We start from the raw sequence: 13584 nt of genomic DNA, 5'->3' as shown, positions 1-13584 counted from the left end.
ATGTTCGAACATAGAATTTTTGAAACAGAATTAGCTGGAAGAAAGCTTTCTGTTGAAATTGGCAAGATATGCGAAATGACAAACGGTAACTGTATTATCAGATATGGCGATACTATGTTGATGGTAAATGTTACAAAATCAGCTCAACCTAGAGATGGGATAGACTTTTTCCCACTAAGTGTAGACTTTGAAGAAAAATTATACTCAGTTGGTAAAATACCTGGTGGATTTTTGAAAAGAGAAGGTAAGCCCTCTGAAAAGGCAGTGCTTACTTCAAGATTGATAGATAGACCTATTAGACCTCTATTTCCAGATGGATTTAGAAATGATGTTCAAGTAGTCGCTACAGTTCTTTCTGTAGATCAAGACTGTACTCCTGATATCGTGGCAATGATTGGTTCATCGATAGCACTATCAATTTCTGATATACCATTCAATGGGCCAACTGGTTCTGTGCTGATAGGAATGGTTGATGGAGAATTTGTTGTCAACCCTAATCAAGAGCAGAGAGAAAAAAGCTCACTACACTTGGTTGTGTCAGGTACAAAGGACGCAATAATGATGGTTGAAGCAGGTGCTGATGAAGTAGCTGACGAAAAAGTATTGGAAGCAATTTTATTTGCTCATGAAGAAATAAAGAAGATTGTAGAATTTATTGAAAATATAGTATCAGAGGTTGGTCATGAGAAAGCTGTTGTCGAACTACATATTCCTTGTGAAGAATTAGAAGCAAAAGTAAATGAATTTGCAAGATTAAAAATGCGTGAGGCTGTTAAAACTGTTGAAAAAATGGAAAGAACAGAAAAAATGGACGCAGTAAGTGCGGAAACTCTAGCTCATTTTGAGGAAACACTTGAAGATTTTGAAGAGGTTGCTGGAGATATTGAAGACATTCTTCATGCAATAATAAAGGATGAAGTTAGAAGCCTTATAGTAGACGAAAATGTAAGACCTGATAATAGAGCTTTGGATGAAATTAGAAATATCTGGTGTGAAACTGGTATGATTCCAAGAACTCACGGCTCTGCTATATTTACAAGAGGACAGACTCAGGTTCTTAATGTGACTACATTAGGTGCATTGGGAGATGTTCAAAAACTGGATGGATTAGATGAAGAAGACAATAAGAGATATATGCATCACTACAATTTCCCTTCATACTCTGTTGGAGAAACTAGACCTTCAAGAGGTCCAGGAAGAAGAGAAATAGGTCATGGTGCGTTGGCTGAGAGAGCATTGGTTCCAGTTATTCCACCACAGGAGGATTTCCCTTATGCTATCAGATTGGTATCAGAGGTATTGAGCTCAAATGGATCTACTTCTCAGGCATCTGTCTGTGCATCAACGCTTTCATTATTGGATGCCGGTGTTCCGATTAGGGATATGGTTGCTGGTATAGCGATGGGGCTTATTAAGCATCATGATAAGGTTGCAGTGCTTTCTGATATTCAAGGAATGGAAGACCACTTGGGTGATATGGACTTTAAGGTTGCAGGAACTGAAAAGGGTGTAACTGCCATCCAGATGGACATAAAAATTGCCGGTATAGATGAAACGATACTTAGACAGGCATTGAAGCAAGCAAAGGAAGGTAGAATTCACATACTGAATGAAATGAAGAAGGTTATAAGTGAACCAAAGCCAGAGCTTTCTCCATATGCTCCAAAGATAGAGAAGATGACTATTAATCCTGACAAGATTAGAGATGTAATTGGACCTGGTGGAAAGATGATTAACAAGATCATAGATGAAACAGGAGTTAAGATAGATATTGAACAAACTGGAGAAGTATTTATCGTTGGTGTGGAATCAGAAATGATTAACAAGGCGAAGGCTATGATAGAAGAAATTGTTGCTGAAGCAGAGCCTGGAAAAATATACAAGGGAAGAGTTGTTAGATTGGAAAAATTTGGAGCCTTCGTTGAGATATTACCAGGAAAGCAAGGATTGCTTCACATTTCTCAAATTTCATCAAAGAGAGTTGAAAAAGTTGAAGATGTTTTGGCTATTGATGATGAAATAGATGTTATGGTTACTGAAATTGATGATAAGGAAAGGATAAATCTTTCTGTAAAAGCCATCAAAAATAACAAATAAGCATTAAGTACACATTAAAGTGTAGCAATGCATATATTGAAGTGTAATCAAGCATACATTAAACTGTAATATGCAAATTTTATAAAATTGATAAAATAGGCGTCATGAGGCGTCTATTTTATTTTGAAATACTAAAATATGTGTGTTTGATGATTTACATATTTATATTTATTCTATTTTGATATGATATTTGTGATAAATTAGTATAAGTTAAGTAATTTGTCGTAAAATATGATATAATCATAAAATGCAAGTAGTGTATGTAAAATCAAGCAGAGGTGATAAATATAAAATATAAAACTTTAGAAAATGGACTGAGAATAGTCGGAGATGAAGTACCGTATGTGCATTCAGTTTCACTGGGGGTATGGATTAATACTGGTTCAAGAATGGAAGACGAGAGTAATTTTGGAATAGCACATTTTATTGAACATATGCTTTTCAAAGGTACAAAGAATAGAAGTGCAAAGAAGATTTCAAATGATATAGATTATTATGGTGGCAATATTAACGCATTTACTACACAGGACAACACGTGTTATCATGTTAAGATGCCATACAACCACATTGAAAGAGGGATTGAGGTTTTAAGTGACATTATCAAAAACTCAGTTTTTGACGATGATGATATAAAAAAGGAAAAATCTGTCATCAGCGAAGAAATAAAAATGTATAACGATTCTCCAGAGGATTATCTTTACGAAAAGCTATTGAACGTTACCTACAACAATAAGGGGGCTGGAAGAAGTATTCTGGGGACTGAAGAGAGCGTAAATAATATAAATAGAGATAAGATAGTGGATTTTTTCTATAATAACTACTTGCCAAATAACTCAGTTGTTGTTGTAAGTGGTAATTTTGACTTTGATGAGATTACAATGCTGATTGAAGATTATTTTGGCGACTGGAAAAGTGGAAATGTTCTGGGCGTAAGGGAAGGACAGGAATTTTTACCAGTGGATTTTGTGGAAAACAGGGATGATGAGCAATCAAATATAGCGATTTTGTTCAAATCACTTATGGATGAGAATTACAAGGATTTTGTGTCGATTAAAATACTTGGAAATATTTTTGGAAATTCTCCAAGCTCGAGGCTATTTCAAAAGATAAGAGAGGAAAAGGGATTGACGTACAGCATTTATTCGGCAGACAATTTTTATGTAAATGGTTCTGAGTTTGGAATATTCGCAAGCGTTGCAACTGAGAATCTTCTGGAGGTCTATAAATTGATTCTTGAGGAAATTGAATTGATAAAAAGAGAATATGTGTCAGATTTCGAGTTGAATTTTGCAAAGGAGCAGTATAAAGGATCTGCAATGATGAACGTTGAAGACACTGAGGATAGAATGCTATTGATAGGTGAGTATGAAATAAATGGTCAGAGATTGAAAAATATTGAAGAGATAGTTGAATATGTCGACAGTATTGATATTGATTATATGAGGAATGTTATAGATATAATTTTTAGCAATCCGATGTCTATTGGAATTACAGGCAGGAATGTAGAGCCTATAATGAAATTGAGGTGATAAAATGGCAAATAGAGGTACTAAGGGAAATTCGGGAAAGAGTGGTGCGAAAAGACCTTCATCAAGCAAAAAGAAACCCGTTAGAGCTAAAAAAAGAGGAATCCATTTAAATAGAGAATACCATAATCTGATATTGATATTTTTGGGACTGTTCTTGATTTATGGTCTGTCCTCTTCATCTGGTGCAATTTTGCCAAGAGTAATCCAAATGATACTAAAGGGAATGTTTGGTGGCTTGGGAATAATTGTTCCAATCGTTATGATTGTGTTGGGTATTTTAGGTTTTATTGATGGAAATGAGAGAATAGATAGATTCAGAAAGACAAAAGTTTTCTATATAGCAATATTGTTTTTGATAATATATTATGGCTTGGTTAATTATGCGAGGACACCTTCTGAGAGTCCTTTAAAGGGTGATGTATTCCAAGATTTGATAAAAATGGGTGTTTCAGGCGAAGGTCTAGGCTTGGTACCTTCATTTATTATCTATTATTTAACAAGAATGTTGGGATATGTAGGAGCTTGGCTATTAACAGTATTCGCCACACTAATAACGATACTATATATATTCAACATTAATATAAATGAGCTGATTTCTATATTTGGACAATCTAAGAATAATGGGCTTATTTCAAAATTGAAATTTAAAAGGAATAAAACAGATAAAGATACGGATATTTTATCTGAAAAGACTGGCTTTTTTGATAAAATTAGGTCGAAATTTGCTTCAAAAAATGATGAAGATGGTGTTGACGACATTGATGACGAGCAAATTTATTCGGAAGAGGATGATAAGACTATAAAAATAGTTGGATTCAATAAAGCCGATGATGACTATCTTGAAATATTAGAAGGAACTCAAAGTCTTTCGGATTTAGAAATTCTACAAAGAATGCAAAATGAAGAGTCTATAAGTGACAGTATTTTTCCAAATGTAGATTTGCCTAAAAAAAATTCTCCTCAAAAAAGCTCATCAATGTCTAAGGTGGAAAGCTTTGGAGATGCCATTGAAAGTGGAGAGCAGGAAAATGAGCATTTAAAGTATGCCGATTACAAAAAACCGGCGATAAATTTGCTTAAAAAAGTAGAACAAAAGAACGACAAAAAATCAAAAAAGAAAGTTCTTGAGAATGCTAGAAAGCTTGAAAGAACATTGATGGATTTCGGAGTAGATGCTAGTATTAATCAAGTCACTGTCGGTCCGACGATTACCAGATATGAGATTCAACCAAAGCCGGGTGTTAAAGTTAGCAAAATAGTAAACCTAACAGACGACATAGCTTTGAGTCTTGCTGCGAAAAGCATAAGAATAGAAGCGCCAATTCCAGGTAAGAGCGCAATAGGTATTGAGGTTCCGAATGATGAATCTCAAATGGTAACGATTAGGGAAATAATCGAAAGCCCTGAGTTTAATAACTTTAAATCTCCACTTGCGATGGGGCTTGGTAAGGACGTTTCGGGAAAAATAATAATTGGAGATATTGCAAAAATGCCACATTTGTTGATAGCAGGTTCAACTGGATCGGGAAAATCCGTGTGTGTAAATACATTGATAACAAGTATTCTGTACAAATCTAAGCCTGACGAAGTAAAGCTGATGCTAATCGATCCAAAAGTGGTAGAACTTGCAAATTATAATGGAATACCACATTTGCTAGTTCCAGTTGTTACGGATGCAAAGAAGGCTGCAAACGCACTTTATTGGGCTGTGACTGAAATGAATAGAAGATACAATCTATTTGCAGAGGCTCAGGTAAAGGATATATCGAGCTACAATGAAAAGACTGACAATCCACTTCCGAAGATTGTTATAATAATAGACGAGCTGGCGGATTTGATGATGGTTAGTTCAAATGAAGTAGAAGACTATATTTGTAGACTAGCACAGATGGCGAGAGCTGCTGGAATGCATCTTATAGTAGCGACACAAAGACCGTCAGTAGATGTCATTACAGGAGTAATAAAGGCGAATATTCCGTCGAGAATTGCATTTGCAGTGTCATCTCAGACAGATTCAAGAACTATAATTGATATGGGCGGAGCTGAAAAACTTCTTGGAAAGGGAGATATGCTGTTCTATCCTTTGGGTGCAAACAAGCCAGTCAGATTACAGGGTGCTTTTATTTCTGAGGAAGAGTCGGACAGAGTAATAGATCACGTTAAGAGTGAGGCTGGAGAAGTGGAGTTCTCAAACGAAATCGAGCAATCTATTTCGAGTGTAAATACTATGAAAGATGATTCAGCCGATGAGCTATTGTCAGATGTAATAGATTTTGTTGTCATGAGTGGGCAGGCTTCTGCATCGATGCTACAAAGAAAGTTTAAAATTGGCTTTAATAGAGCTGCCAGACTGGTTGATGATATGGAAGAACGTGGTATAATTGGACCGAGTGAGGGAAGTAAGCCAAGAAAAGTATTGATCTCAAAAGAAGAATATGATGAATGGAGGAACTAGTTTGAAAATAGCATTAGAATCTTTGGGATGTTCAAAAAATTTGGTGGATGCCGAAATAATGTTGGGCTTGCTCAACAAGAAGGGACATCAATTAGTTGGAGATTGTTCTAACGCAGATATAGTAATAGTTAATACCTGTGGATTTATCGAGTCTGCAAAAGAGGAATCGATAAATTCCATAGTACAGTATGCAGAGCTAAAGAATGAAGGTGTGATAAAATTCTTATTGGTATCTGGATGCTTGGCTCAGCGATATCCAGATGAGTTGAGAAGTGAAATTCCAGAGATAGATGGTATAGTAGGCACTGGAAGCTATGATAAAATAACAGATGTAGTTGATTCACTAATGAGTGAATGTGGGATTGTAGAAATGGGAGATATCAATTTTACTTTTGATGAAAGCTTGCCTAGATATGTTTCTACTCTTCCACATATTGCATATTTAAAGATAGGTGAGGGATGCGATAACAACTGTACATACTGTATTATTCCAAAGCTACGTGGTAAATACAGAAGTAGAAATATTGAGAGTCTTTTAGAAGAGGCAAGAACATTAAGAGCGAGAGGCGTAAAGGAGCTTGTCGTGATTGCTCAGGACACAACTGCATATGGCGTGGATTTGTACGGAAAGCAATCATTGGCAGAGCTTTTAGGCGAACTGTCCAAGATTGATTTTGATTGGATAAGGGTGATGTATTCATATCCAGAGGGAATTACTCAAGAGATTGTAGATGTTATTGAAAAAAATGACAATATATGTAGCTATTTTGACATCCCTATTCAGCATGCTGACGACAAGATATTAAAGCTGATGAACAGGAATACCAGTAGGGCGGAATTGACACAAAAAATAAATATGATTAGAAAATCAATACCTGATGCTACTATAAGAACTACGTTTATCGTGGGCTTTCCAGGAGAAACAGATGAACATTTTGAGAATCTAATAGATTTCGTTAGGGAAATGAAGTTTGATAGGATGGGGGCGTTCACATATTCTAGAGAAGAAGATACTCCAGCAGATAAATTGCCAAATCACTTAGATGAGAATATCAAAACTGAAAGACTCGAAAGATTGATGATGGTACAACAGGATATTTCTCAAGAATTAAACTCAGCAAAGGTAGGCAAGGAATTTAAAGTATTGGTAGAAGATCAGATTGATGATACATTATACATAGGCAGAACTGAATTTGACGCAGAGGAGATAGATAGTGTAGTATATATAGAGACGAAAAAACAGCTGAATGCTGGTGATTTTGTCGTTGTAGTTGTCAAGGATTCATATGAGTATGATTTAAGAGCTGTTTTGAAGTAGGAGGAACAATATGAATTTACCAAATAAGCTGACTATGTTTAGAATTTGTTTAGTTCCAATTTTTGTTATTTTTATGTACTTGCCACTGGATAACAAATTTGGAATATCACTGTTAATATTTATTATTGCAGCTCTGACGGATGCGTTGGATGGTAAGATTGCGAGAAAGTACAATTTGATAACCGATTTTGGGAAGTTTATGGACCCATTAGCTGACAAGCTATTGGTAATCGCAGCCTTGATTTGCTTGATAGAAGAAGCTTTGGTACCTGGTTGGATTGTGCTTGTTATAGTGTCGAGAGAATTGGCAGTGAGCATAATGAGAGCCATCGTAGCCGGAGATGGAAAAGTTGTCGCTGCTGGGATTAGTGGAAAACTGAAAACTGTTACTCAGATGTTAGCAATTGTCTTGTTATTATTTGGAGCTCAAATCGATTCGAGTTTGGTATTGAATATCGGTACTTTTCTTATATATTTAGCTTGTTTGCTGACTATATATTCAGGATACGAATACTTCTCACAAAATAAGGAAATATTTGGAGATAGGTAGTTTAAAAAATAATAATTTAGGCTATAATAATATATAGTGATGAGATAGAATATATTGTTTTAAAGGAGAAGAAGATGGCGGTAGATAAAAATAAAATGGATGCCTTAAACGAGGCGTTATCGAAAATTGAAAAGGAGCATGGAAAAGGGTCTATAATGAAGCTTGGAGAGGCAGCTGCTTTGGAGGTTGATTCAATATCAACTGGAGTAATCGGTCTTGATATAGCCCTAGGAGTAGGTGGTCTTCCAAGAGGGAGAATAATAGAGATATACGGACCAGAATCTTCTGGTAAGACTACAGTTGCACTTCACTGTATTGCAGAAGCTCAAAAGGGCGATGGAATTGCTGCATTTATTGATGCCGAGCATGCCCTTGATCCTGTTTATGCCAGAGCATTGGGTGTTGATATCGATAATTTGATAATATCTCAGCCAGACACAGGTGAACAGGCTTTGGATATTGCTGAAGCATTGATTAGATCTGGAGCAGTCGATATTCTAGTTGTCGATTCTGTTGCGGCATTAGTTCCAAAGGCAGAAATTGATGGTGAAATGGGAGATAGCCACGTTGGTTTGCAGGCAAGACTTATGTCTCAAGCTTTGAGAAAGCTGACAGGTTCTATAAAGAAATCAAATTGCGTTGTAATTTTCATAAATCAGTTGAGAGAAAAAGTTGGTGTTATGTTCGGAAGTCCCGAAACGACAACCGGTGGTAGAGCTTTGAAATTCTTCTCTACTATTAGAATAGATGTAAGAAGAGGGGAACAGTTAAAGCAAGGCGAAAAAATACTTGGAAACAAAACAAAGATTAAAGTCGTTAAAAACAAGGTTGCACCACCATTTAAACAGGTAGAAGTAGATATCATGTACGGTACAGGTGTTTCGAGGTCAGGAGATTTGCTTGATAATGCAGTAGGAGTTGATGTCATCAAAAAATCAGGGTCTTGGTACAGCTATAATGACGAAAAAATGGGACAAGGTAGAGAAAATGCAAAGAAATTCATCGAAGACAATGAAGAGGTGGCTTTTGATGTTGAGATGAAGGTCAGAGAATACTATGGTCTAAAAACTGATATTGATGGAGTCGCTACTGATAATTCAGAAAAGGTTGAAGAACAGATTAAGTTTTAGCAATAAATTAGGTTTTAACAATATATATAGTTGAAATTAATTGGGGTGGTACTGAAAATACTGGCGCAAACAGCATTGGTATTTTCGGTACTATTTTTTTATACGGCAAATAAAATTGTTTTTGAACTTATATGAATTTGCATAAAGAATTGACATTGTTTGTAAAAAATTATAAAATAATAAGAGGGATAAAATTCCCGAGTTTGATTTATTATTTTTTATAAAATAAAACATATTAAATTAATAACATTTATAATAAGACATTAGAACTTTGAAAACAAAATAATTTTAAGGAGGTGGAGGCAATTCCAACGGAAATTATGATCACAGGCGTTGTTGCTGTGTTAATAGGACTATTGATTGGTTATTTTGTCAGAAAAAATATTTCCGAAGCAAAAGTTGGTCAAGCTGAAACGATTGCTAGAGATATAGTTGACAAAGCCAATAGAGATTCAGAGACTATTAAAAAAGAAAAGCTTCTTGAGGCAAAAGAAGAAATTCATAGATTACGTACTGAAGGTGAAAAAGAAAACAAAGAAAGAAGAAATGAAGTACAGAAATATGAAAAGAGAGTCCTTCAAAAGGAGGAAACTCTTGACAGAAAGATTCAGTCTTTGGAGCAGAAGGAAAATAACCTTCAGAGAAAGACTGATGCAGTTTCAAAAAAGGAATCTGAAATTGAGGAAATCAAAAATCAACAACTTCAAAAATTGGAGAGTATTTCTGGTTTTACAACTGATGAAGCAAAGGAAATTATCCTTTCAAATGCTGAAAGAGATGTAAGACGAGAGATGTCTTTAATGATTAAGGAAAAAGAGCAGCAGGCCAAAGAAGAAGCCGATAAGAGAGCGAGAGAAATAATTGGATATGCCATTCAAAAATGTTCAGCGGACCATGTAGCTGAGACTACTGTTTCTGTGGTAAGCTTGCCAAATGATGAGATGAAGGGAAGAATCATCGGTAGAGAGGGTAGAAATATTCGTGCCCTTGAGACTCTAACAGGTATTGATTTGATAATCGATGATACTCCTGAAGCCGTAATACTTTCTGGCTTTGACCCAATAAGAAGAGAGGTTGCCAGAATAGCACTGGAAAACCTAATTGGTGATGGAAGAATACATCCAGCCAGAATTGAAGAAATGGTAGAAAAGGCTAAAAAAGAAGTTCAAGTTATTATAAAGGATGCTGGTGAACAGGCTATGTTTGATACTGGTGTTCATGGACTTCATCCAGAAATTGTAAAATTACTTGGAAGACTTAAATACAGAACAAGCTACGGACAAAATGTATTAAAGCACTCTATTGAAGTTTCTATACTTGCAGGTATTATGGCAGAAGAGATTGGTGCTGATGTCAAGCTGGCTAAAAGAGCTGGTTTGGTACATGATATAGGTAAGGCAGTAGATCACGAAATAGAGGGAACTCACATTGAAATTGGTATGGACTTATTAAAGAAATACAAGGAATCAAAGGATGTAATTCATGCGATGAGTACGCATCATGGGGATTATGAGCCACAGTCGATAGAAGCTGTTTTGGTGACGGCTGCTGATGCTGTTTCTGCTGCAAGACCTGGTGCTAGAAGAGAAACGTTAGAGGCATATATCAAGAGACTGGAAAAGCTTGAAGAAATAACGAATTCATATGATGGAGTTGACAAATCATTTGCGATTCAGGCAGGTAGAGAAGTAAGAATAATGGTTAAGCCTGAAGAAATAAACGATGAAGAAATGCACTTATTAGCTAGAGATATGACGAAGAGAATAGAAGACGAGCTAGAATATCCTGGTCAAATTAAGGTTAGTATAATTAGAGAAACAAGAGCCACTGATTATGCGAAATAAGCAATATTAATATTAAAAATAGCAGTACTAGAGTTAATACTTTGGTACTGTTTTTTTGTTTTATATGAGATAGAAAGATATCGAGGATTGATGATAAATTTGATGATTTATGATAAATTAATAGCAAACGTTTGCTGATAGGTTGGTAATAATTTGATAATTTTACTATTGTTTCGGTTAAAAGTCAAAAATGAAAATGAAAATCATAAATTTTTCTCTTGAATTTTTTTCTCTATAGGTTTATAATTTCATTTGGAGGATGGCTATTTTATTAAAATAGCGAAAATAAAAAATAGGGAGTGAAGAAATGATAAAAATATTAAAAAAGCCATTGATGATTGTGGCGTTTGTACTTGCGCTTGCAATTAGCTTTGCAGCTATTGAGCCTTCAAATGCTGAAAACGATTCAAGTTTAAAAATTGAGCTAAAGTGGAATATGCCTAATGGTGTTCCTGACTATGTAAAAACTATGTCAAAGCCACGTATTACGCTGGAATTATTTGGCAAGGAAAAAGGAACAGGACAGTTAATCGGAATACAAAACTATGATGTTGAGAGACAGAAGAATGAAGTCGTAATACAGATAGATTCTAAAACTAGAGGGTTATATGATGAGTTTGTTGTAAGACAAGATTTTAGTGATAAAAACTCTCAAGATAGTTCTCCAATTAATACAAACTGGGTTTTGGAGAAAGAAAAGACGGTTTCTTTGGGTAAGCAGAATATTTTTACTAATAGTTATACTGATAAGCATACAGGAAAGATTTCTGTAACAAAATTGCTAAAAAATAATTATGGAAGGGATTCAATTCCTGTTGTAGCGAATGTCGCTGGTAATTCGAGAAACGAATCTTCGGCTACTGTTGCAGACAAATCAGCAAAGCCTTTGGAATTTACATTTCAATTGTTTTATTTTCCAGAGCAATACACAATTCCAGTGCCTGTACCAGGAGTTGAAACGATAAAAATAAAGGCAGGAGAAACAAAGTCTTTTGACAATTTATATCCAGGCTATTACAGATTGGTTGAGATGGAAAGACATGGATTTATTCCAGAACCTGGTAATTATGGCGAGATACCGTTGAAAAATGATGAAAAAAAATCTACAGTTGTAAATTTTAACGGTCATGCCGATGCACTTAATTATAGAGAATTCAAAATTAACAAGATATGGCAAGATGGTGAAAATTACCCATCTACTGTATTGAGATTGATGAGAAAATCTGCAAGTATGCAAAAGGCGGAAGAGATTGGAAGGTTTTCGACTGAAAAAGGAAAAAAGGAAGACTATCATATATTTAGAGCAAATTACTCCTATAGAGATCGTGAGTATATGCCTACAATGATAGGTTTCGATGAAGAAATCTCAGATATGCATGACAGTGGTGATGATAAAAAGGTAACTAAATATCCTAATTATTTTCCGAAATATGACGAAAAAGGATATGAGTATAGATATTTTGTAGATGAACCAAGTATACCAAACGGGTATGAGGCAAAGATAGAATCTGAAAATGTAGAGGTCTGTAGAGAATTGCATGATCCTACTCCAGTATCAATGGATATGGAGGCAAGAGATAGAAATCCTCGTGTCGATAAAATATGTTTTGTAAATGGTATCAATTTCAAGGTCACTAACAAGAAAAAAACTACACCTGAAAAACCAAAGAAGCCAGAAAATCCTAAAAAACCTGAAAAGCCAAAACAACCAGAAAATCCAAGCAATCCACAAAGACCTAGAACACCGAGCAATCCTCCAGTTGATAGAGTTCCAGGAAAGGATAGGGTAGAAACATCTGTAAATGTATCAAAGAAATATTATAGTAGTGCAAAAACTGTAATAGTTGTAAGAAAGGATCTGTTCCCAGATTCAATGACTGCTACAGTGCTTTCAAAGCTGTTGAATGCTCCGATTTTATTGACTGATGTCGACAAATTGGAAGATATAATAAAAGATGAAATAAAAAGATTGGGTGCAAAAGAAATAATAATAGTTGGTGGACCTAATTCAGTATCTGAAAATGTAAAAAAAGAACTTGAGTACTTTGATTCTGAAGTAGAAAGAATATCTGGTTCAGATAGATATGAGACATCAGATAAGGTGGCTAGAAGAGTTGTGGGAATAACTGGAAATCTTAATAAAGCTGTTATTGCATCAGGTGAAGTATTTCCGGATGCACTGGCAATTAGTCCATTTGCTGCAAGTAAAGGATATCCAATACTATTGGTAAAGAAGGATTCTATATCTGACAAGGTCAAAGCTGCATTTAAGGATTTAGGAATAAATAGAGTTTACTTGATTGGTGGGTATAACACGATATCCAAATCTACAGAAATGATGTTGCCACACGTACATGAAAGAATTGCTGGGGTGGACAGATATGAAACATCTGTTCTGATTGCAAGATCAAAATTTGGAGATTCTAGCAGAGCTTTTCTAGTATCTGGAGAAGTATTTGCAGACGCTCTTGTCGTTGGTCCAGTTGCAGGTAAATATAATGAACCAATATTACTTACAACTAGAAATAATGCACCAACAGTTGTTTCTGACTATGTGAAAAAGTCAAAAATTAGGAATATAATCGCTATTGGTGGAGAGAAATATGTTCCTAATTCAGTTATAAATTCGCTTAAAAAATAATTATTATTGCCAAAGGAGGA

8 protein-coding genes are annotated in these 13584 nt (G+C 35.2%); all 8 read left to right on the top strand.

Annotated features, from left to right (window positions below; all coding sequences use genetic code 11):
* Positions 1-2097 (top strand): polyribonucleotide nucleotidyltransferase, encoded by a 2097-nt coding sequence (pnp, locus tag FYJ71_RS04240; protein ID WP_154537584.1) that lies wholly within the window; start codon positions 1-3, stop codon positions 2095-2097.
* A gap of 278 nt (positions 2098-2375) precedes the next feature.
* Entirely contained in the window at positions 2376-3626 is a 1251-nt protein-coding gene (locus FYJ71_RS04235) for a M16 family metallopeptidase (protein WP_321056127.1), read from the top strand.
* A gap of 4 nt (positions 3627-3630) precedes the next feature.
* Positions 3631-6081 (top strand): DNA translocase FtsK, encoded by a 2451-nt coding sequence (locus FYJ71_RS04230; RefSeq protein ID WP_154537583.1) that lies wholly within the window; start codon positions 3631-3633, stop codon positions 6079-6081.
* Position 6082: 1 nt separating this feature from the next.
* Positions 6083-7399, top strand: a complete 1317-nt coding sequence (gene rimO, locus FYJ71_RS04225; protein WP_154537582.1) for a 30S ribosomal protein S12 methylthiotransferase RimO — start codon at positions 6083-6085, stop codon at positions 7397-7399.
* A 10-nt stretch (positions 7400-7409) separates the two neighbouring features.
* Positions 7410-7949 carry a CDP-diacylglycerol--glycerol-3-phosphate 3-phosphatidyltransferase gene (gene pgsA, locus FYJ71_RS04220; RefSeq protein ID WP_154537581.1) on the top strand — a complete coding sequence of 180 codons (540 nt, stop codon included), beginning with the start codon at positions 7410-7412 and terminating at the stop codon, positions 7947-7949.
* Positions 7950-8023: 74 nt separating this feature from the next.
* Positions 8024-9079, top strand: a complete 1056-nt coding sequence (gene recA / locus FYJ71_RS04215; protein WP_154537580.1) for a recombinase RecA — start codon at positions 8024-8026, stop codon at positions 9077-9079.
* Positions 9080-9399: 320 nt separating this feature from the next.
* Positions 9400-10923, top strand: a complete 1524-nt coding sequence (gene rny / locus FYJ71_RS04210) for a ribonuclease Y (protein WP_154537579.1) — start codon at positions 9400-9402, stop codon at positions 10921-10923.
* Positions 10924-11230: 307 nt separating this feature from the next.
* The gene (locus FYJ71_RS04205; RefSeq protein ID WP_235899070.1) at positions 11231-13564 is read left to right on the top strand and encodes a cell wall-binding repeat-containing protein; all 2334 of its coding nucleotides are present in this window, start codon (positions 11231-11233) and stop codon (positions 13562-13564) included.
* Positions 13565-13584 lie beyond the last annotated feature (20 nt).

Source organism: Peptostreptococcus porci, assembly GCF_009695815.1.
GTDB lineage: Bacteria > Bacillota > Clostridia > Peptostreptococcales > Peptostreptococcaceae > Peptostreptococcus > Peptostreptococcus porci.
Note: the sequence above shows the minus strand (reverse complement) of the source record. Positions and strands in the feature narration are given on the sequence as shown.

Bases quoted from the DNA above. Each gene is read 5' to 3' on its own strand.
- pnp (WP_154537584.1), top strand. From the start codon at position 1: ATGTTCGAACATAGAATTTTTGAAACAGAATTAGCTGGAAGAAAGCTT.
- FYJ71_RS04230 (WP_154537583.1), top strand. From the start codon at position 3,631: ATGGCAAATAGAGGTACTAAGGGAAATTCGGGAAAGAGTGGTGCGAAA.
- pgsA (WP_154537581.1), top strand. From the start codon at position 7,410: ATGAATTTACCAAATAAGCTGACTATGTTTAGAATTTGTTTAGTTCCA.
- recA (WP_154537580.1), top strand. From the start codon at position 8,024: ATGGCGGTAGATAAAAATAAAATGGATGCCTTAAACGAGGCGTTATCG.
- rny (WP_154537579.1), top strand. From the start codon at position 9,400: ATGATCACAGGCGTTGTTGCTGTGTTAATAGGACTATTGATTGGTTAT.
- FYJ71_RS04205 (WP_235899070.1), top strand. From the start codon at position 11,231: ATGATAAAAATATTAAAAAAGCCATTGATGATTGTGGCGTTTGTACTT.